20 protein-coding genes are annotated in these 20,475 nt (G+C 61.9%); 11 read left to right on the forward strand and 9 right to left on the reverse strand.

Features of this window, described 5'->3' with window-relative positions:
• Positions 1-161 precede the first annotated feature (161 nt).
• The 3 genes from HX824_RS31495 to hutH form a co-directional block, all read right to left on the reverse strand.
• A complete protein-coding gene (locus tag HX824_RS31495; RefSeq protein ID WP_003212408.1) occupies positions 162-926 on the reverse strand; it encodes a transporter substrate-binding domain-containing protein in 765 nt (254 codons plus the stop codon).
• A gap of 354 nt (positions 927-1,280) precedes the next feature.
• Positions 1,281-1,790, reverse strand: coding sequence for a prolyl-tRNA synthetase associated domain-containing protein (locus HX824_RS31500; protein ID WP_134327007.1), 510 nt, complete (start codon positions 1,788-1,790; stop codon positions 1,281-1,283).
• A gap of 92 nt (positions 1,791-1,882) precedes the next feature.
• Positions 1,883-3,424, reverse strand: coding sequence for a histidine ammonia-lyase (gene hutH / locus HX824_RS31505; protein ID WP_023658981.1), 1,542 nt, complete (start codon positions 3,422-3,424; stop codon positions 1,883-1,885).
• Positions 3,425-3,560: 136 nt separating this feature from the next.
• On the opposite strand from hutH, the gene HX824_RS31510 reads away from it, so the two are divergent.
• The 3 genes from HX824_RS31510 (at position 3,561) to HX824_RS31520 (ending at position 7,613) form a co-directional block, all read left to right on the forward strand.
• Positions 3,561-4,499, forward strand: a complete 939-nt coding sequence (locus tag HX824_RS31510) for a LysR substrate-binding domain-containing protein (protein ID WP_003212414.1) — start codon at positions 3,561-3,563, stop codon at positions 4,497-4,499.
• 117 nt (positions 4,500-4,616) lie between these two features.
• The gene (locus HX824_RS31515) at positions 4,617-6,656 is read left to right on the forward strand and encodes an NADPH-dependent 2,4-dienoyl-CoA reductase (protein WP_177009835.1); all 2,040 of its coding nucleotides are present in this window, start codon (positions 4,617-4,619) and stop codon (positions 6,654-6,656) included.
• A gap of 57 nt (positions 6,657-6,713) precedes the next feature.
• A complete protein-coding gene (locus HX824_RS31520; protein ID WP_177056012.1) occupies positions 6,714-7,613 on the forward strand; it encodes a 1-aminocyclopropane-1-carboxylate deaminase/D-cysteine desulfhydrase in 900 nt (299 codons plus the stop codon).
• 117 nt (positions 7,614-7,730) lie between these two features.
• Here the strand turns inward: HX824_RS31520 and HX824_RS31525 are convergent, their stop codons facing one another.
• The 3 genes from HX824_RS31525 to HX824_RS31535 all read right to left on the reverse strand — a co-directional run bounded on the left by HX824_RS31525 (position 7,731) and on the right by HX824_RS31535 (position 10,378).
• Complete coding sequence (locus tag HX824_RS31525) at positions 7,731-8,291, reverse strand: cytochrome b (RefSeq protein WP_177041882.1); 561 nt, start codon at positions 8,289-8,291, stop codon at positions 7,731-7,733.
• Positions 8,292-8,413: 122 nt separating this feature from the next.
• Positions 8,414-9,241 carry a phosphonoacetaldehyde hydrolase gene (gene phnX, locus HX824_RS31530; RefSeq protein WP_003212423.1) on the reverse strand — a complete coding sequence of 276 codons (828 nt, stop codon included), beginning with the start codon at positions 9,239-9,241 and terminating at the stop codon, positions 8,414-8,416.
• A gap of 27 nt (positions 9,242-9,268) precedes the next feature.
• The gene (locus tag HX824_RS31535) at positions 9,269-10,378 is read right to left on the reverse strand and encodes a 2-aminoethylphosphonate--pyruvate transaminase (protein WP_134327002.1); all 1,110 of its coding nucleotides are present in this window, start codon (positions 10,376-10,378) and stop codon (positions 9,269-9,271) included.
• A 112-nt stretch (positions 10,379-10,490) separates the two neighbouring features.
• Between HX824_RS31535 and HX824_RS31540 the strand changes: the two genes are divergently transcribed.
• Positions 10,491-11,348 (forward strand): LysR substrate-binding domain-containing protein, encoded by an 858-nt coding sequence (locus tag HX824_RS31540; protein ID WP_003212427.1) that lies wholly within the window; start codon positions 10,491-10,493, stop codon positions 11,346-11,348.
• A gap of 125 nt (positions 11,349-11,473) precedes the next feature.
• On the opposite strand, the gene HX824_RS31545 is transcribed toward HX824_RS31540, so the two are convergent.
• The gene (locus tag HX824_RS31545) at positions 11,474-12,346 is read right to left on the reverse strand and encodes a LysR substrate-binding domain-containing protein (RefSeq protein WP_003212428.1); all 873 of its coding nucleotides are present in this window, start codon (positions 12,344-12,346) and stop codon (positions 11,474-11,476) included.
• A gap of 266 nt (positions 12,347-12,612) precedes the next feature.
• On the opposite strand from HX824_RS31545, the gene HX824_RS31550 reads away from it, so the two are divergent.
• Together HX824_RS31550 and HX824_RS31555 are read left to right on the forward strand one after the other, a co-directional pair.
• Entirely contained in the window at positions 12,613-13,926 is a 1,314-nt protein-coding gene (locus HX824_RS31550) for an MFS transporter (protein WP_008431477.1), read from the forward strand.
• A gap of 109 nt (positions 13,927-14,035) precedes the next feature.
• Positions 14,036-14,743 carry a YebC/PmpR family DNA-binding transcriptional regulator gene (locus tag HX824_RS31555; RefSeq protein ID WP_003212432.1) on the forward strand — a complete coding sequence of 236 codons (708 nt, stop codon included), beginning with the start codon at positions 14,036-14,038 and terminating at the stop codon, positions 14,741-14,743.
• Positions 14,744-14,866: 123 nt separating this feature from the next.
• Here the strand turns inward: HX824_RS31555 and HX824_RS31560 are convergent, their stop codons facing one another.
• The gene (locus HX824_RS31560) at positions 14,867-16,189 is read right to left on the reverse strand and encodes a leucine-rich repeat-containing protein kinase family protein (RefSeq protein WP_177056014.1); all 1,323 of its coding nucleotides are present in this window, start codon (positions 16,187-16,189) and stop codon (positions 14,867-14,869) included.
• A 10-nt stretch (positions 16,190-16,199) separates the two neighbouring features.
• Positions 16,200-17,315 (reverse strand): cell division protein ZapE, encoded by a 1,116-nt coding sequence (gene zapE, locus HX824_RS31565; RefSeq protein ID WP_177056016.1) that lies wholly within the window; start codon positions 17,313-17,315, stop codon positions 16,200-16,202.
• A gap of 229 nt (positions 17,316-17,544) precedes the next feature.
• On the opposite strand from zapE, the gene HX824_RS31570 reads away from it, so the two are divergent.
• The 5 genes from HX824_RS31570 to HX824_RS31590 are packed head-to-tail and all read left to right on the forward strand — an operon-like array spanning position 17,545 to position 20,444.
• Positions 17,545-18,036, forward strand: a complete 492-nt coding sequence (locus tag HX824_RS31570) for a spore coat U domain-containing protein (protein WP_177056027.1) — start codon at positions 17,545-17,547, stop codon at positions 18,034-18,036.
• Positions 18,030-18,572, forward strand: coding sequence for a spore coat protein U domain-containing protein (locus HX824_RS31575; RefSeq protein ID WP_177009828.1), 543 nt, complete (start codon positions 18,030-18,032; stop codon positions 18,570-18,572). The genes HX824_RS31570 and HX824_RS31575 overlap by 7 nt, the downstream gene beginning before the upstream one ends.
• Positions 18,573-18,590: 18 nt before the next feature.
• Complete coding sequence (locus HX824_RS31580) at positions 18,591-19,127, forward strand: spore coat protein U domain-containing protein (protein ID WP_177009827.1); 537 nt, start codon at positions 18,591-18,593, stop codon at positions 19,125-19,127.
• A gap of 4 nt (positions 19,128-19,131) precedes the next feature.
• Positions 19,132-19,632, forward strand: a complete 501-nt coding sequence (locus HX824_RS31585; RefSeq protein WP_023658977.1) for a spore coat U domain-containing protein — start codon at positions 19,132-19,134, stop codon at positions 19,630-19,632.
• 26 nt (positions 19,633-19,658) lie between these two features.
• Complete coding sequence (locus HX824_RS31590) at positions 19,659-20,444, forward strand: molecular chaperone (RefSeq protein ID WP_177056019.1); 786 nt, start codon at positions 19,659-19,661, stop codon at positions 20,442-20,444.
• Positions 20,445-20,475: the final 31 nt, after the last annotated feature.

Here is a 20,475-nt window from a genome sequence, read left to right on the forward strand (position 1 = left end):
GCCGGAGTGAGGGCACTCCGAGCCTAAGCGAGGAGCCGAGTGGTGGGGCAAGAGCGTTTTGCTTACTTTTGCGCTTTTCAAAAGTGAGCCGCTGTAAGAGCGGAACCAATACAAGCCATCACCCAAATAACGGATATGCCCCCACCCCAACCAGGAACGCCTCAGGACTTAGGCGTCAAATCCACCTTGAACCATTTTTCGCTGAGTTTCTTAACAGTCCCATCAGCAATCGCTTCTTTCAACGCCGCATCAAACTTGGCCTTCAACTCCGGATCGCTCTTGCGAAAACCCAGGCCCTCGCCATCACCCCAGATAGGGCCCTTGATCTGCGGCCCGGTATACGCCAGCCCCTTGTTCTCAGGCTTGGACATGATCGAATCAAGGAACGTAACGTCATCAAAAATCGCGTCAATACGGCCCGATTGCAGATCAAGAATCGCATCGGCCGACGTGTTGTACTCACGAATCGTCGCCACGTCCTTGAAGTTCTCATCAATGAACTTGGTGTAAATGATGCCTGAAGCGATCCCGATGGTTTTACCCTTCAGCGCCTGACGCAACGGCTCGATCGCATCGTGAATCGCCTTCGGATCAGCACTCAGCGTAATCGCATTCGCCGCCCCGGTTTTACCCGGCAGCAACGCCGCATCCTGCGCGACAAAGTTGGCCGGCGTCTGCGCGTAGGGAATCGAAAAATCCATGACCTGCTTACGGTCGTCAGTGATAACGATCGCATCCATCAACACATCAAACTTCCCTGCGTTGAGACTGGCAATCATGCCATCCCAGTTCTGCACGGTGATCTTGCACTGCAGCTTCATCTTGGCGCACAGGTAGTCCATCAGCTCAGGCTCGAAACCACTGATCTTCCCGCCTGGCAATGTCAGGTTCCAGGGCTCGTACGCGCCCTCGGTCGCGATGTTCACGGACGTCCAGTCCTTTGCCTGCAGTCCGGAAGCACTTGCCATCACTAGGGTCGCTACAGCAACAGAGCCTAACCAATTCGATTTTTTAGCGGTCATTTCTATTTCCTACCAATGTTTTGATGTGGGCTTAGGACTTTTTTCTCGAACGCATACAGGTTTGGGGACTGGCCGATTCGCTCTCCAGTCTGCACATGACTCCACATGTACATACATGTCATTGCAAAATATTTGCCAGCTTTTAAAAATAAATAACCTGTTGATTTTCAAGGAAATTAAACATGGTTAGAAAATGTGCGCGGTTTTTTCGCCCTGTTTTGGGTCGATAGGTAGCGTTTTGCACCCGCCCGTGCGCTGTCAGGTGTCAGGCGTGGGGGCAGGGTTCGCGGCGAGTATTGGCGTGAATCCCAGGTGCTCAAGCAGTCGCGCCATATCGCGGACTGCGATCGACAGGGTCGCGGTATTCACCAGCGGATGGCAGAGAATCCTGTCGCCGTTCCACACCTCTTCGGCGATCACAACCTGGGTGACGCGCTGCACGTCATTGCACAACCCCAGCAATGACACCGCTCCCGGCTCCACGCCCAGGGTTTCCATCAGGCGGCGCGGCGAGGCGAATCTCAGGCCCTTGAGGCCGAGGGTTTGCGAGAGTGCACGCAGGTCCAGGCGCTGCTCGCTCTTGAGCACCACCAGGGTGGGATTCAAGCCTTTGGCATCGCACAGGAAGATGTTCTTGACCGCCTGCCCGCTGATCCCGATGTCCAGTTTGTCGGCTTCTTCGCAGGTGCGCACGGCGCTGTGTTCCACGTATTCATAGGCAATGGAGCAGGTATCGAGCAGGTGTAGAACGTCTTTGGGTTGAAGCATTCGCAAAGTCCCCGGGTATCGCTTTGTCTGCGCCAAAAATGGCAAAGGCCCGCCGTCCGAAAAGGAGGGCAGGCCGTTTGACGGCGTGGTTGTCAGTTCAGGTGATGGGCCACCAGGTCGTTGATTTTCCCGCTGCGCACCTGGTCAATCACACTGGCCATGTCAGCGTAAAACGCGCGGTCGTTATCCGCCACCGGCACTTCACTGCGCACCAGGTCATAGACCGCCTTGGTCGCGGTCGATGCCTTGTTCACATCGTGGAAATCCAGGGCCTGGCACGCGACCAGCACTTCGATGGCCACCACCGACTGGAGTTTTTGCGAGACTTTGTAGGCCTTGATCACCGCGTTGTAGGCCAGGCTGACCGGGTCTTCCTGGTTGCCGCACGTCGAGACGCTGTCGATCGACGACGGCATCGACAGGGTTTTCATCTCGGCGTACAGCCCGGCGGCGGTGTACTGGACGATCATGTAACCGCTGTTCAGGCCCGGGTTGCGCACCAGGAAGGCCGGCATTTCGCTGAAGTGCGAGTTGATCATGCGGTCGGTCCGGCGCTCGGAAATTTTCGCCAGGTTGGTCAGCGCCACACACAGTGTGTCGGCTGCAATCCCGATGTAGGTGCCGTCGAAGTTGGCGCCGGAAATCGCGATACCGTCACCGTCGTCCAGCGGGAAAATCACCGGGTTGTCGCCCGAAGAATTGATTTCGCGCTCGATGGTTTCCCGCGCGTAGTTGATGAACTGCCGGGAAGCACCATGCACTTGGGGGATGGCACGCAGGCTGTAGACGTCCTGCAGGCGGTAATCGATGTTGTCTGCGATGAGCTGGCTGTCGTGCAGGATAGCCTTGATGTTGGCGGCGGTTGCGGCCTGTGCGGGGTGAGCCTTGATCGAGTGGTAGCGCGGGTCGAACGCGCGGATGGTGCCCTTGAGCGCCTCCAGCGACATGGCCGCCGCCACGTCCGCCAGGTCCGCAGCCTGCATCGCGTTGTACAGCGCCAGCGTAGCGATGGCGGTCACCGACGTGGTGCCGTTCAACATCGCCAGGCCTTCCTTGCACTGCAGGTCGGTCGGTTGCAGGCCGACCTGTTGCAGGGCGGTTGCGCCATCCACCAGTGCACCGCCCTTGACGCTGGCGCGGCCTTCGCCGAGCAGCACCAGGGCCAGGTGGCCTTCTACCGCGAGGTAACCCACCGAGCCTTCGCCCGGCGCAAAGGGCACCACGTCGTGGTTGAGCAGGCCGGCGATCAGTTCCAGCAGTTCCAGGCGCACCCCGGAGTAGCCTTTGCCCAGGCTGATCAACACCATCAACTGGATCGCCCGCACCTGTTCACGCACCAGCGGCTCGCCGACGGAAACAGCGTGTGAACGCACGATGTTGACTTGCAGTTCCTTGGCGTTTTCCGGCGAGATCACATGCCGCACGTTGTCGCCAAAACCGGTGGTCACGCCGTACACCAAACGGTTTTCATCGAGGAATCGCTCGATCAACCCACGGGACTTTTTAACCCGGTTCTTGTAACTGTCGGCAAACGAAACAGTGGCCGAATAGCGGGCGATCGCCACGAACTCTTCGATGCTGGGTTCTCTGTCGCCTAACACGACATGGGTAATTTGTTCAGGCAGGGTTTTCATCAGCGACTCCAGCAGGGCGTAACGCAATGGGGTGGGAAGTGGTTTAACTCTACGGGTTGCACTGACTGAAGAAAATATGAGGTTTTCTGTTACTTTTAGTAGAAAATCTAAACAGCTGAAGTCGCGAGATTCCCCCATGAGCCGTTTACCGCCGTTGCGCGCGTTGCAAGTGTTTGAAGTGGTGGGCCACTGCGCCGGTATGTCCCAGGCGGCGATTCGCCTGGGGATCTCGGTGGGCGCTGTCAGCCAGCAAATGAAACTGCTCGAAGATGCCCTGGGCATGAAGCTGACGCTCAAGGACGGCCAGCGCCTGCGCTTGAACAGCGTCGGCGAACGCCTGCACGCCCGCTGCACCGCGGCGTTCGAAGAACTCAGGCTGGCGGTGGCCGAGGCCGAGCGGGCGAAGAATCCCAACAACCTGTATATCAGTTGCCTGCCTTCGCTGATGACCAAATGGCTGTCGCCGCTGATCGACGAGTGGGGGCAGGACGAAACCGACCTGGACATCTACCTCGACAGCACCCTCGATGATGCATCGGGGGAGGAAAGTGCCGACTTTCGCATCGGTTATGGCGAGCACCCCGAGCATGCCGGGCATAGCGTGCCGCTGTTCCGCGATTGTGTGGTGCCCACCTGTTCACCGCAGTTGCTGGAACGGGTTGCGTGCGCGCGGGACTTGCTCGATTACCGCCTGATCGGCATCGACTCGCGGCCCAAATTCGATTCGCCGCCTTCGTGGACCCAATGGTTCAGCGAGCTGGAAGGGCAAACCGGCCAGCCCATCGTGATCCGCCGCAATTACTCATCATCGATTACCGCGATCCAGGCGGCCATCGACCGGCAAGGCATCGTGCTGGCGCAGTTCTCAATGATCGCCGGGGACCTGCGCGCCGGTCGGCTGGTGATTCCCTGGCGGTTCGCCGTGCCGCTGGCGGCGCCGTACTACCTGAGTTGGCACCCCAATACCCTGCACAAACAGCAGTGCCGTGGGTTTCAACGCTGGATGATCGGGCAGGGGCAGAAACAGGAGAAAATTACCGCTGCCATGCTTTCTGCTGCGCACTTTGATCATTAAGTTGTCACTTACGGTCATTGAGCGCCAGCCGGCGGACTCTTAGTCTGTGGGACATAAACCGATGGAGTGCCATTCGAGCGCTCCACGTCCCGTGATGATCCGTTGTGGAGCTGTACCATGACCGCTGCTGCCTACCCGCACTTGCTGGCCCCGTTGGACCTGGGTTTTACCACCCTGCGCAACCGCACCCTGATGGGCTCGATGCACACCGGCCTTGAAGAAAAACCCGGTGGCTTCGAGCGCATGGCGGCCTATTTTGCCGAACGTGCCCGTGGCGGCGTGGGCCTGATGGTCACCGGCGGCATTGGCCCCAACGATGAAGGTGGGGTGTATGGCGGTGCGGCCAAGCTGACCACCGACGAAGAAGCGCAGAAGCACAAGATCGTCACCCGGGCGGTGCACGAGGCGGGCGGCAAGATCTGCATGCAGATCCTCCACGCCGGGCGTTATGCCTACAGCCCGAAGCAGGTGGCACCGAGCGCAATCCAGGCGCCGATCAACCCGTTCAAGCCCAAAGAGCTGGACGAAGAAGGCATCGAAAAACAGATCAATGATTTCGTCACCTGCTCGGTGCTGGCCCAGGTCGCCGAGTACGACGGCGTGGAAATCATGGGTTCGGAAGGCTACTTCATCAACCAGTTCCTCGCCGCCCACACCAACCACCGCACCGACCGTTGGGGTGGCAGCTACGAAAACCGCATGCGTCTGCCGGTGGAAATCGTGCGCCGGGTGCGCGAAGCCGTAGGCCCGAATTTCATCATCATCTTCCGCCTGTCGATGCTCGACCTGGTAGAAGGCGGCAGCACCTGGGAAGAGATCGTGCAGTTGGCCAAGGCCATCGAGCAGGCCGGTGCAACGATCATCAACACCGGCATCGGCTGGCACGAAGCGCGGATCCCGACCATCGCCACCAAGGTGCCGCGTGGCGCGTTCAGCAAGGTCACCGCGAAGTTGCGCGGTGCGGTGCAGATTCCGTTGATCACCACCAACCGGATCAACACCCCGGAAATCGCCGAGCAGATTTTGGCCGAAGGCGATGCCGACATGGTCTCGATGGCTCGCCCATTCCTCGCCGACCCGGACTTCGTCAACAAGGCTGCCGAAGGCCGCGCCGATGAGATCAACACCTGCATCGGCTGCAACCAGGCCTGCCTGGACCACACCTTCGGCGGCAAGCTGACCACCTGCCTGGTCAACCCGCGTGCGTGCTACGAGACCGAGCTCAACTACCTGCCGGTCAAGCAGATCAAGAAAATCGCCGTGGTCGGTGCCGGTCCTGCGGGCCTGGCGGCTGCCACCGTCGCCGCCGAGCGTGGGCATCAGGTGACGCTGTTCGATTCGGCCAGCGAGATCGGCGGCCAGTTCAACATCGCCAAGCGCGTGCCGGGCAAGGAAGAGTTCTTCGAGACCCTGCGCTACTTCAAGCGCAAGTTGCAGACCACTCACGTCGAACTGTGCCTGAACACTCGGGTCGACGTTGAGCAGCTTGTTGCGGGCGGTTATGACGAGATCATCCTCGCGACCGGCATCGCGCCGCGTATTCCGACGATTCCCGGTGTGGAAAACGCCAAGGTATTAAGCTACCTCGACGTGATCCTGGAGCGTAAGCCGGTGGGCCATCGCGTGGCGGTGATCGGTGCCGGCGGTATCGGTTTTGACGTCTCGGAATTCCTCGTGCACCAGGGCGTGTCCACCAGCCTGGACCGCGAGGCGTTCTGGAAAGAGTGGGGCATCGACACCCACCTGGAAGCCCGCGGCGGTGTGGCCGGGATCAAGCCCGAGCGCCATGCGCCGGCGCGTGAAGTGTTCCTGTTGCAGCGCAAGACCTCCAAGGTCGGTGACGGCCTGGGCAAGACCACCGGCTGGATCCACCGCACCGGCTTGAAGAACAAGCAGGTGCAGATGCTCAACAGCGTCGAGTACCTGAAGATCGACGATGAGGGCCTGCACATCCGCATCGGCGCCGAGGGTGAACCGAAGGTGCTGGCGGTGGACAACATCGTGATCTGCGCCGGGCAGGACCCGCTGCGGGAATTGCAGGATGGCCTGGTGGCGGCCGGGCAGAACGTGCACCTGATCGGCGGTGCGGACGTGGCGGCCGAACTGGATGCCAAGCGCGCCATCAACCAGGGTTCGCGCCTGGCGGCCGAGCTGTAAGCACGTAAAAGGGGCGGTGGTAGACTACCGCCCCTTTTCTTGTGCAGAACCGCCCTCATGGGTCCTTTCGACTGGCTTCCCCACGCGCCCCTTGAACCCCTGAAGCTGGACTGGATGGGGCCGGTGGAAGTCGCCGTACTGCGCCTGGATCGCATCGACCCGCTGATCAGCGGCAACAAGTGGTTCAAGCTCACCGAGCACCTGGCGCAAGGCCGGGCGGCGGGCGCCAGGGGGATCATCAGCCTGGGCGGCGCTTACTCCAATCACCTGCATGCACTGGCGGCGGCCGGGAAACGCTTCGGCTTTCCTACCGTTGGCTTGCTGCGTGGCCATCCGCAAGACACTCCCACGGTGCTCGACCTCAAGGCCTTCGGCATGCAACTGCATTGGCTGGGGTATGGCGGCTATCGCGCGCGCAACGAGCCGGACTTCTGGCTGCCCTGGCGCGAGCAGTATCCGCACCTGCACCCGGTACCTGAAGGCGGCAGGGGCCTGGCGGGCGCGTTGGGTTGCGGGGTTTTGGTGAATCAGGCGCGGGCACAATTAAACGGCCTGGGCTGGACGGACTATCTCGGTTGGTGGCTGGCGGCAGGCACCGGTACTACATTGGCGGGATTGGTGCTGGCGGAGGCGGGCGCGCATCCGGTATATGGCGCCCTGGCGGTACCCGACGACCACGGGGTGGCGCAACAGGTGCAGGCGCTTGTGCAGCAGGGTTATGAATTGCTGGAGGCCAGCCGGGGCGGCTTTGCCAAGGTCGATCCCGAGTTGCTGGCCTTTATCGACGCTACCGAGCAAGCCTGTGGCCTGGCGCTGGAGCCGCTGTATACCGGCAAGGCGTTATTGGCGTTGAAACAACAGATTGAAGCCGGGAGATTTTCCCCCGGCACCCGCCTGATCTTCGTCCACACCGGTGGCCTGCAGGGCCGCCGGGGTTTCCCTGTTGCACCCGGTTAATGTAGGCGCTGGCTTGCCTGCGATGCAGACACCGCGGTGTATCAGTGGCACCGAGGTGATGCTATCGCAGGCAAGCCAGCTCCCACACAAGCCAGCTGCCACATTCAATCCGTGGGCTTACTGAATGCTCCCTCTCTTGCCGGGCATCATCCTCAACGCAGTGTTGTCTCGCAGCACATAGTGATGGGCCAATCCGGCCAACGCATGCAGCCCGATCAGCCAATAGCCGATCTTGCCGAACAGCACGTGCCAGCTTTCAATTTCCTTGGCCAACGCTTTGTTTTCGGCAATCAGCGGCGGCAACTCGATGCCGTAGAACATCACCGAATGCCCCTCGGCGCTGACGATCAGCCAGCCGGCGATGGGCATGCCGATCATCAAGGCGTACAGCGCCATGTGCATCAGGGTGGCGAGGAGGGTTTGCCATTGCGGCGGGGCCGGTACGATCTTCGGTGCAACGCCCAGGCTGCGGGCGAACAACCGTAGCCACACCAGCACAAACACCGTCAGGCCGAACATGAAGTGCATTTCCACGATCAACGTACGTGCGCCGCTGCCTTTGGGAAACTGCCCGCGTAACTCAATGCAGGCGTAGACCACCGCCAGCAGCACCACCATCAGCCAGTGCAACGCAATCGACATGGTGCTGTAACGCGTATCGGAATTTTTCCAGGGCATCGCTTTCTTCCTCACTCATCAGGGCAAACCTCCGTTCTTTGCGACGGAGTCCTTTCAATGTAAGCCTGTTTTACGAGGTTTGCCCGTGAGAGGAGGGTGTATAGGCGATCTTTTGATCTCGATCAGTTGCCCTGCGGCATTTCACCCCGTGCCAGGCGCTGGTTGATGTCGGCGATCACCGCAGGCAGGTCGGTGATGGTGTCGATCATGTAGTGTGGGCGCGAGCCTTCGAACATGGCCTGGATACGCGTGCGTTCGCTGGCGAGTGTGCCGGCGTCGAGGGCGCGGAACTGCTCGTAGGTCAGGCCCAGGGCGTTGCCCGAGCAGGTCAGCGCCACGGTCCACATCCCGGCGCGACGGCCTTCGAGGATGCCCGGCACGGTGTCGTCGATCTTCACGCAGGCCGCTACGTCATCGATCCCGAGGGCGATCACGTTGGCCAGGGCCTGGGCCGGCCATGGTCGGCCGTTGGGTACTTCGTCGGTGGCGACCACGTGGTCGGCGATATAGCCATTGGTGGCAGCCAGTTCGACCACCTTGTCCATCACCTGCTTGGGGTAGCCGGAGCACGAACCGATCTTGATCCCTTGCTGGCGCAGGTTGGCGATAGTGTCCAGGGCACCGGGGATCAATGCCGAGTGCTCGGCGATCTTCTCGATCTGCAGCGGCATGAAGCGCTGGTAGATGGCGGTCACATCATCGTCAGTCGGTGTGCGGCCGAAGGCCTTGCGGTAACGCTCGGCCACCTGCGGCTGGTCGCACAGGGTGCGGATGTGGTCCCACTTGCCCATGCCCATCGGGCCACGGGCTTCTTCGATGGAGACCTGCACGTCGAACTCGGCGAAGGCTTCGACAAAAATCTGCGTGGGCGCGAACGAGCCGAAATCGACCACGGTGCCGGCCCAGTCGAGGATCGCGGCTTGAAGCTGGGTTGGGTTTGCGTAGTTCATGGTTCAGATCCTGTGAGTAGTGGGCAGTCAGATGTCGAGCACGTTCATTTCTTGCAGCACCTCGGCTACCGCCGCGACCGCGGCTTGCATCTCGGCCTGGTTCACATGGCCGATGCAGCCTACGCGGAAGGTTTCCACCTGGGTCAATTTGCCGGGATAAAGGATGAAGCCCTTGGCCTTGACCCGTTCGTAGAACTCCTTGAACTGGTAGCGCGGATCTTTCGGCGCGTGGAAGGTAACGATGATCGGCGCCTGGATCGCGGCGGGCAGGAAGCTGCGCAGGCCCAGTTCGGCCATGCCGTCCAGCAATGCCTGGCAGTTGTCGGCGTAGCGCTGGTGCCGGGCGGGCAGGCCGCCTTCTTCGTTGTATTGCAGCAGCGCTTCGTGCAGCGCCGCCACCACGTGGGTCGGCGGTGTGAAGCGCCATTGGCCGGTCTTGGCCATGTAGCTGTGCTGGTCGAAAAGGTCCATCGCCAGGGAGTGGCAGTTGCCTTGGGCTGCAGCCAGCGCCTGCTTTTCAGCGAACACAAAACCCATCCCCGGTACGCCTTCCAGGCACTTGCCGGAGGCGGCGATCAGCGCGTCGAACGGCACCTCGCGGGCGTCGATCGGCAGCGCGCCGAAGGAGCTCATGGCGTCGATAATCAGGCGCTTGCCGTGGCGGGCGATGACCTGGGCGATCTCGGGCAACGGGTTGAGAATCCCGGTGCTGGTTTCGCAATGGATCAGTGCGACGTGGGTGATGCCCCTGTCGGCGTGCAACAGGCGGTCGACGTCGGCGGCGGTGGTGGGTTCGTCCTCGGCAGTTTCAAAGGTACTGAACTCGCGGCCGAGCACTTCGCAAATCTTCGCCAGGCGCTTGCCGTAGGCGCCGTTGATCAGCACCAGCACCTTGCCGTCCCGTGGCACGAGGGTGCCGATGGCCGCTTCCACGGCAAAGGTGCCGCTGCCTTGCAATGGCACGCAATGGTGGCTGGCGGTGCCGTTGACGATCACCAGCAGTTGCTCGCAAAGACTGGCGGTCAGTTGATTGAAGCGGTCATCCCATGAACCCCAGTCGACCATCATGGCCTGGCGGGTGCGGGCCGAGGTGGTCAAGGGCCCCGGGGTCAGCAGGATCGGCGCGGCAGTGCTCATTCGTGTGTCCTCGCAAAACATTGGGATGAAGTTACGGCGCCTAAATTGCAGTTTGGCTTGTCATCAATCAAATTGTTTGTTGTTATGCGAGCTATCAGTGAGGCCGATAGCTATGAACCTGTTTCAACTGCGTGCGTTTGATGCGGTGGCCCGCGAGGGCAGTTTTACCCGGGCGGCCGAGCGCCTGTTTATCAGCCAGCCGGCGGTGACCGGGCATATCAAGGCGCTGGAGGAGCACTACCAGATCGCGCTGCTGCGGCGTACCGCGCGGCGGGTGGAGTTGACCGAGGAGGGCACCAAACTCGCGGCGATCACCCGAGCGATCTTCGGCCTGGTGGAAGAGGCGCAGACGTTGCTGGAGGCCAACCGGCAATTACTTACCGGGCGCCTGGAAGTGGCGGCGGACGGGCCGCACATGGTCATGCCGATGCTGGCCAGCCTACGGCAGCGGTATCCGGGGATTACTGTCAATTTGCGCCTGGGCAATGCGCAGGAAACCCTCGCGGCGCTGTTGTCGGAGCGGGCTGACGTGGCGGTGTTGACCGAGGTGGAGCCGCGCAAGGGCCTGCACTTGCAGCCGTTGATCGAGTCACGGATTTGCGCGTTGGTGCCTGCGGGCCATCCGTGGCTGGCGGAGCCTGCGGGAATTCGGCTGGAGCAATTGGATCAGGTGATCATGGTGTTGCGTGAACCCAGCTCGATTACGCGGCGGACCTTTGACGATGCCTGCGCCCAAGCCGGCGTGCAGCCCCGGGTGTTGCTGGAACTGGACAGCCGTGAGGCGGTGACGGAAGCGGTGGCGGCCGAGTTGGGGGTTGGGGTGGTGTCGTCGATGGAAGTCAGCCGGGATCCGCGGGTGCACGCGATTCCGATCCAGGGCGAGGGGCTGGTGAACCGGCATGTGATCGGGTGCATGGAGCGGCGGCGGGAGTTGCGGTTGATTCAGGCGTTTTTCGAGTTGGCGCCTTAGAGGGTGTTGGCTTGAGATCTAGTTGGCCCCTTCGCGAGCAAGCCCGCTCCCACATTCGACCGCGTTCCATCGGTAGAACTCGGTCAACTGTGGGAGCGGGCTTGCTCGCGAAGGGGCCCTCAACTTCACCGCAAACTTTCCCGCACAATCTCCAGAAAAGTCGCCACCACCCGCCGCGAACTCTGCTCCTTCAAGCACACCAGTGTTTCCTTCATCCGCTGCGTACAGTCACGGATCGGCATCGCATACACCCGCGAATCTGCGCCAAACTCCGCAGCCGACACCACGCCCACGCCAATCCCCACCACCACCGCCTCCCGCGCGGCTTCGCGGCCTTCCACCTGGATCGCCGGGCGAATGCGCAGCCCGGCCTGGTGCATTTCCTGCTCCAGGGTCTGGCGGGTCACCGAGCCGATTTCCCGCAACACCAGCGGCGTATCGTCCAGGTCCGCCAGGCAGATCGACTCGCGGCCCGCCCACGGGTGGTTGCGGGCGACAAACGCGAGCAATTGGTCATCGGGCAGCGGCAGTGACAGCAGCCGCTCGTCGTCCACATCGCGCCCCAGCAGCGCGAGGTCGGCCTGGTAGTTGTACAGGCGAAACAGTGATTCATCGGTGTTGCCGGTTTCGATCTTCACGCTGATGCCCGGGTACAACTGGCAGAAGCGCGCAATCTGCGGCAGCACATGCACCGGGGCGTCCACCGCGAGTGTCAGGGTGCCGGTTTGCAAGGCGCGGGAATCCTGCAACAGCTCTTCGGCTTCCGCCGCGACGGCAAACAGACGCTGGGTGATGCTCAACAGGCGCTCGCCGAGGTCGGTCAAGCGCACCGAACGTTTGTTGCGATGAAACAGCAGCACGCCGAAACGTTCCTCAAGCTTGCGCACCTGGTCGGAAATGGCCGGCTGGCTGAGGAACAAGCGTTCGGCGGCGTGGGTAAAACTGCCGTGTACGGCCACCGCATGGAAGGCTTTGAGTTGCGCGTGAGACACCGACATCGCGAATCCTCTTACAAGCTCAGCTTATATTTGAAATACGATAAATCGATTTTACCTATTAGTCAGCCATTGCTTTGATAGCCCCAGTCGCCGTAGGTCGAGTCCTACACCTTCGGCGGCCATGGGTTTTCTGCGTGCTCACCAGCAGGACTCATCTGACCAGCACCGTCGCCTCCCAAGCGCCGGTACTGCAGTGCTCAACAATAAAAATACAGGCGTTTGCTTTTCATTCTGCCGGCACACTCACACCCGAGGTCAGAACCACCATGAATACTCCCTTGAGTCACATCAAGCGTTGGCGCGTGCAGATTTTCGCCATCACCTGGCTGGCGTACGCGGCCTTCTATTTCACCCGCAAGGCTTTTTCGGTGGCCAAGCTGGGGATCGTCGACGACCCGAGTTTCCCGCTGGACAAGATGATGATGGCCAACCTGGATGGCATCTACCTGGCGGCCTACGCCGTTGGCCAATTCACCTGGGGCATGCTCGCCGACCGTTTTGGGCCGCGTGTGGTGGTACTCGGCGGGTTGCTGATTTCAGCCGCCGCCGCCCTGGTGATGGGCACGTTTGCCACGTTACCGATCTTTGTCACGTGCATGTTGATCCAGGGCCTGGCCCAGTCCACCGGCTGGTCCGGGCTGTGCAAGAACCTTGGCAGTTTCTTCCCGGCGCAGCAGCGTGGCCGGGTGCTGGGTTTATGGAGCTCGTGCTACGCCTTTGGTGGCCTGGTGGCGTCGCCGTTTGCCGGATGGTGGGCGTATACGCTGATCGGCACCTGGCATGCGGCATTTATCTCCAGTGCGGCTGTGGTCTTCGTGGTCGCGGTGCTGTTTTTCATTTTCCAGCGCAACACGCCACAGGATGTGGGGTTACCGGCAGTGGAACCGGAACCGGAGCAGACTGCCGCCGAGAAGAACGCCAGTGTGCTGGAGCCGCTGCGGGCCATCTTGCGCAACCGCACGGTGTTGACCCTGGGGCTGGCGTACTTTCTGTTGAAACCGGCGCGTTACGCGATCCTGTTGTGGGGGCCGGTGATTGTGTATGAGCAGATGCCGTCGGTGGGCAAGGTCGGCGCAGCGATTGTGCCGACGGCGTTCGAGCTGGCGGGGTTGCTGGGGCCGATCATGATCGGCATGGCGTCCGACAAACTGTTCGGCGCCCGGCGCATGCCGGCCTGTGTCCTCAGCCTGCTGGCGCTGACCGTGGCCTTGGCGTTGTTCATGGGCGCCTTGCACACCGGCAGTGTGGCGCTGGTGATGGCGCTGCTGTTTGTGATGGGCCTGACCCTGTACGGGCCGGACTCGATGATCAGCAGCACCGCCGCCATCGACTTCGGCACCGCCAAGGCCGGCGCGACGGCGGCGGGGTTCGTCAACGGCTGCGGTTCGGTGGGTGCAGTCCTGGGCGGCTTGTTGCCGGGCTACTTCGACACCGTCACGGTGTTTATCGTGTTTGCCGGCGCCGCGTTGTTTTCCTCGCTGGTGTTGATGCCCTACTGGAACGCCAGGCCGGCGGTGCTGGCGCAGGTGGGCGACTTCGTGCCCGACCGTGAGCGCGCCATCAATCCCTTGCGGACCTGAGGGGCATGGCCGGTTTTTTGGTGGATTAGAGTGTTTCAGCGCTATAAACTCTGCCCCCAAAGCGCCGGCCAGTAGACGTCTCGGCGCGATGGACAGAAGAGAGTGAGTCATGGGCGCACAGTGGAAAGTCAAACATAAAGAAGCGGCATCCAATGCCAAGGGCAAGATCTTCGGCAAGCTGGTGAAAGAGATCACCATTGCCGCCCGCAACGGTGCCGACACTGCTACCAACGCACATTTGCGCCTGGTGGTGGAGCAGGCCAAAAAGGCCTCGATGCCCAAGGAAACCCTGGAACGCGCGATCAAGAAAGGCGCCGGTCTGCTCGGTGAGACCGTGCAATACCACCGCGTAACCTACGAAGGTTTTGCCCCGCACCAGGTGCCGCTGATCGTTGAATGCGTGACCGACAACATCAACCGCACCGTGGCGGAAATCCGCGTGGCGTTCCGCAAGGGGCAGCTCGGCGCGTCCGGCTCCGTGGCCTGGGACTTCAACCATGTGGGCCTGATCGAAGCCTCGCCGGACAGCCCGGAAGCCGATCCGGAAATGGCCGCGATTGAAGCCGGTGCCCAGGATTTCGAGGAAGGCGAAGAAGAGGGCACGACCCTGTTCATCACCGAGACCACCGACCTGGACGCCGTGCAGAAAGCCTTGCCGGAGCAGGGCTTCACCGTGCTGTCGGCCAAGCTCGGCTACATCGCGAAGAACCCGGTGAGTGGCTTGAGCGATGAGCAGATGGCCGAAGTCGAAGCCTTCCTGGAAGGCTTGGACAACCATGACGACGTGCAGGACATGTTCGTCGGGTTGGCGGGTTGATTCTGATTTGATGTGAACCCGGTCCAAATGTGGGAGCGGGCTTGCTCGCGAATACGGTGTACCAGCCAAGCATGTATTGACTGACACACCGCATTCGCGAGCAAGCCCGCTCCCACATTGGGTTTAGCGGAGTTTGGAAGACTGCAACAAGCTTGTGATTTCCTCGAACCCGGGCCGGGCCAGCACATCCGGCTGGCAGCAGTTGTCCCGCAAGGCTTCCAGCGCCACGCGCTTTTCCTCGCTCAACCCCGCATCAATCCTTTCCAGCAATTCCCCCAGCAACACCCCGAACGCCCTGACTTCGATGCGCTGCAACGCGCGGGTTTCCTGGCTGTCGACCGTGGCGTGAAACGACGCTGCACCAAAGTCCCCAAGCAGACATTCACCGGCTTCATTCCACAGAATGTTGTGGCCGTACAGATCACCGTGGGTGATGCCTTGCGCGTGCAGGTGCGCCGCCACCGAGGCGATGCCCCGGGCCATGCGCAGCGCCACATCCGCGCTGAAACGGGTGGTGGGCTCGTAGATATCCCGGGTGCACGACGCCAGGCTCGGCAGGGCCGCGAGGTTGCGGTAGCTCGGTTCGATCAGTTGCATCACCAGTGCCGCCTGGCCTTGGGGATGCTCGACGACCCGGCCTTCCACCTTGATCAAATTGGCATGCAATCCGGCGGCAATGCAGGCATGCATTTCGTGCAACGGCGAGCCATCGCTGGTGATGCTGCCTTTGTACAGTTTGACCGCAACCGCCTTGGCCGGCCCGCCTGCCGGGGTCCAGGACGCCTTGCGGATGATCCCGGAAGCGCCTTCCCCCAGCACTTCGCCCAATTCCAGCTCGGACCAGGGAATATTCGGCGTCGCGTCATGGCGGGCCTCTTCCACGGCCATCTCTACCGGATTACCGGCGTAGGCCAGCCAGGTCAGGCTCGGCAAGGTCAGCAACCAGTCCGGCAGGCGGGTCATGCGGTTGGAGGCGATGCGGATCAGTTCGAGGTTTTTGCACTGGGCGAGGCTTTGCGGCAACTGCTCCAGGTGGTTACCGGCCAGCATCAGTTTTTGCAGCAAAGGCCGTTCACCCAGTTCGTCCGGCAATTGGCTGATGTGGTTATCGGTGAGGATCAGCCAGCGCAGCAAGGGTGGCAGCGACGTCGCCGGGACACTGCTGATCTGGTTCGACTTGAAGCCGATCATGCTCAACTGCGCGCACTGGCCCAGGCATTGCGGCAGTTCGGTAAAGGCGTTTTCCGAACAGAACAGCACGCGCAAATGGGGCAGGCGGTGCAGGTCATCCGGCAGGCTGCTCAGGGCATTGCCGGTAAGGTTGAGGATTTCCAGGGAGTCGGCCAGGTCGAAGATTTCCCGGGGGAACTCGGTCAGCCCACAGCGCAGGTCCAGGCGTTTGATACCGGCCAGTTGGCCGGCCTTGAGTTGGGCAAGGGTATCCATGAACGGCGCGTCACTCGGCAATAGGGGCGTGAATGGCGCTCATGATAGCGGGTTGCGGCCCGATCTTCTGCAACTGCCCCAGGCGGCTGGCGGTGCGCGCCAAATCGATGGCCTGGCCGCTCAGGGATTGCTCCAGCGGCTGCTCGCCGATCAGCACCAATTGCTTGTCCTGGTCGTAGAGCACGTCCACCAGGTTGATGAACCGTTGCTGGGCGGCAATCGGACAGTCCGCCAGGTGCGGCAGGCCGTCGATGATCCAGCGTTCATAGTCGCGGCACAGCTGCAGGTAGTCCATGACGGCGGTCGGTTGTTCGCACAGGTCGCTGAAGGTAAAGGCAATGCTGCGGTCCTGGTGCCAGCGGGCAGTCAATTGCCGGGCTCCCACGGTCAGGCTGACCGGGGCCTGATCCGCTGACGGCAGGCCCAGGGCTTGGCGTTGCGCGGCAGTCCCCGGCCACACGAACTGGCCAGCGCTGAACCGCTGATCGCCATGGGCCTGGGCCAGGCTGCGAAAATCCAGGGGGGCGCTGACTTCCATGACGTCCATGCGCGCGCTGATCAGCTCGATCACCGGCTTGAACCGCTGATGGTACAAGGGGTTCGGCAGCAACCCGGCGGGCGGATAATTGGAGGTTACCAGCACCCAGACTCCACGCCGGAACAGGGCCTTGAACAGGCGGCTGATCAGCATCGCATCGCCGATATCATGTACGTGAAACTCGTCGAAGCACAGCACGCGGCAGCCATCGAGCAACTCATCCAGGGTCACGGCCAAGGCATCGCGCTGCTGGCGATGGGCAAACATTCCCTGGTGCAGACGGGCGAAAAAGTCGTGGAAGTGCACGCGCTGTTTCTCGGCAATCGGCAACGCCTGGAAAAAGCCGTCCAGCAACCAGCTCTTGCCCCGGCCGACGGCGCCGTGCAGGTACAGGCTGCGGGTAGGGCGCCCGGCCAGCAGATGGTCGGTTTGCCGGGCCATGGTCTCGATCACCTGTTGCTGGCTTGGGCTGAGGGTATAGCCCTGTTGCCGGGCCTTGCCCTGGAAGAATGCGCTGATACCGGGGGCGGCGGTGGTCGCCGCGGGTTTACCCAGCAACCGTTTGAGCAGGGGCGGTAAAGCAGCCAATGTCAGTCACTCTGTGTTTCGGTGGTCGCTCACTTTAGAGCGCCGGTTGCGGTTTGACCAATAGAGAAGCACGGCGCGAGCTATCTGGAAAAGGCATGGGTCAATGGATCCAAAACACCGACCTGACTGGCGGATTCCCTTCAAGTGACTAACCTCATACACAGCAGTCACCCCTGTATAAGGATTTGGGGCAGTGAAGGGACAAGCAGTCTTGGCAATCATGAGCGCGATGCTCTGCAACACGGTTTATGGTGCACAGCTCCAGGTTGAGGTGCGTATCGACGTGCAGCGGGGGTGTCAGTTGGTCGGCACCACGCGTGAAGCAGGCATCGAGCAGCTCGGCGTACTGGATTTCGGCAGCGGCTCCCGGCTGGACGACCCGGCAGGCCCGTTGAGTGCAGCCTTGATCAGCCAGCGCCAGCCACGCCTGGAGTGCAACCCGGATACGCCGTATCAAATGCGTGTCGACGGCGGCCTGCATGGCGGCGTCGGCGAAGTACGTTACCTGGGCGCCGCCGCTCCTTCGATCAAACCCATCCCCTACCGAATTTATGCCGACGCCGCACGCCGCATCCCCTTGGCCGTGGACGTACCGTTGAGCGGCCGCGTGCCCGATTCCGGCACGGTGGACTTGCCACTTTATGGACGCATCGAGCCGCTCAAGGAAATACCGGCCGTGGGGCGTTATTCCGACCTGCTCAAAGTGACGGTGACATGGTAAGCCGCGCCCTGGCCTGCATCGCGCTGGGCGGCCTGTTGCTCCTGGCCGAGGACGCCCAGGCGGCGGTCGCCGGGCAGATTCACGCACGGCTGGTGATCACTGCCAGTTGCCAGGTAAGCAAAGGCAACGACAGCGCGCCGGTGAGCCCGGATGGCGGCTCGGCCTTGCTGGATTTCGGCAGCCACGGACCCACCTGGGACAAGGGCCTGGGCGCCGGCATCAGTGATAGCGACAAGGCCGCGCTGGCGGTGTCCTGCAACCCGTCGGTGGTGAGCAGTTTCACCGTGACCATCGACGGCGGCGCCCACGGCGACGGCGTCACCCGGCGCTTGAGCAATGGCCGGCAAACCATACCGTATCGGCTGTCGGCCGATCCTGCGGGCCGAAGCACCTACAGCATCGGCCAGCAACGCAATTTCGTCGTGACCAAGGGCGCACAGGTACCGATCCCGGTATTCGGCTCGGTGGTGGCGAATACCAGGGCCCTACCGGCCGGCATCTACACAGACACCCTGACGGTGACTCTGGATTGGTAATTCATGAGGATGGACATCATGCATGCACTTGTATCTAAAGCAGTTCTCCCATTGGTCGCACTGGCCTGGGTATCGGGTGCCCAGGCGGCCACGACGGTCACCGGGCAGATCAGCTCCACGCTGATCCTGACCAACAGTTGCCTGGTCAACGGCGTGGGCGGCACCACCGGTTTGAACTTCGGTACGATCAATTTCGGTACCACCGACAGCCAGTTCACCACTCAGTCCGGGCAAGTACTGGGCGGCGGTGGAGGCGCGTTGTCGATCCAGTGTTCCTCGGGTACCTCGCCGGTGATCACCGTGGGCGCCGGGTCCCATGACGGCCAGTCCACCGGCGGCACCCGGGCGCTGTATGACGGCGTGGCCAATTATGTGCCGTATGACTTCTACACCGACACCGGGCATTCGACACTCCTGGCGATCAACGGAACGATCAACGTAGGTGCGAGCACGGGCGTTGCGCAAACCGTGAACATCTACGGCCAGGCCGTGGGCAAGGCAGGTCTGCCGGCGGGTACCTACACCGACACGGTGTCGGTGCAGTTGACGTTCTAGTGCCATGAAGCGGGCCTGCTGGGCGACGCTGGCGGTCATCACGGGTTGGGGGATGCCGTTGTCGTTGCTGGCGGTGACCAGCCAGACGATCCAGGTCAGCGCGACGATTGCCGCAGGCTGCCTGGTGGTGGGCGGCGGCACGAACTACGGCAGCCTGGCGTTCGGCAGCTATTCGTCGTTGTCCACCAGCACGGTGTCGGTGGCGCTGAGCAGCGGGGTAACGCTGCAATGCACCCCGGGAGTCACCTTGAGCATGAGCGTCAACGGCGGCTTGTACAACGCCAGTGGCCGGCACATGCAGCTCAATAGCGGCAGTGCTCAAGTGGCGTACCAGCTGTTTCAGGACGCGGCCCTGAGCCAGAGCCTGGGGATCAGTCAAAGCGTCAGCGTGGCCTACAGCAACGCAAACAATATAACCCTGCCGATTTACGGCCGGGTGGTGTTACCGGGTAATCAGCCTGGGGGGACGTACAGCGATGTGCTGCAGGTGCAGCTGTCCTGGTAAGGCGATTGGCATGAGGAGTGGAATCTATGTTTGCAGCTTCCCGGCGGTATTGGGTTGCGGGTTTTATCGGTCTGGTGGCGTTGGGCGGTGGGCAGGTCCAGGCTGCCAGTTCGGTGCTGATCTGGCCCATTGACCCGGTGCTGGAGGCCGATCAACAGGCCAGCGCCTTGTGGTTGGAGAACCGCGGTACAGAGACTGCCAACCTGCAGATCCGGGTATTTGCCTGGAGCCAGGGCGGGTTTGACGAGCAGTACCAGAACCAGCGCGACGTGATCGGCAGCCCGCCGGTGGCGAAGATCGAACCGGGGCAGAAGCAATTGGTGCGCCTGACCCGGACCCGGGAAGTGCCGCCGGGCCAGGAGTTGGCCTATCGGATCATCATCGACGAAATCCCCGCCGCCACCCCTGAAACCCCCGCAGCCGATGGCAAGACGGCCGCAGCCATCCGCTTTCAGATGCGTTATTCGGTGCCGTTGTTCGCCTACGGCGCAGGCCTGTGGAGCAAGGAAGACGCGACGCGCCAGCGCGACCCCAAGGGCGCGGGCAAGCCTGACCTGAGCTGGAAAAAAGTCACCGTCGGCGGGCGCAACTATGTGGAGATGCGCAACCAGGGCGCGGTGCACGCGCGGCTCACCGATGTGGCGTTCAAGCAGGGCGGGCAAACCCGGCCGCTGGTGGACGGCTTGCTGGGCTATGTACTGCCGGGCGCAACCATGCGCTGGCCGGTGCCGGAAGGTGTCGCGGGCGACCAGCCGTTGCAGGTACGGGTCAATGGCGCAACGCAACTGGAGAACCTTGCACCGGGACGCTGACGCAATGGAATAGGGCATGGAGTCGCCCTGG

Source organism: Pseudomonas sp. D4002 (genome assembly GCF_013385665.1).
Taxonomy (GTDB): Bacteria; Pseudomonadota; Gammaproteobacteria; order Pseudomonadales; family Pseudomonadaceae; genus Aquipseudomonas.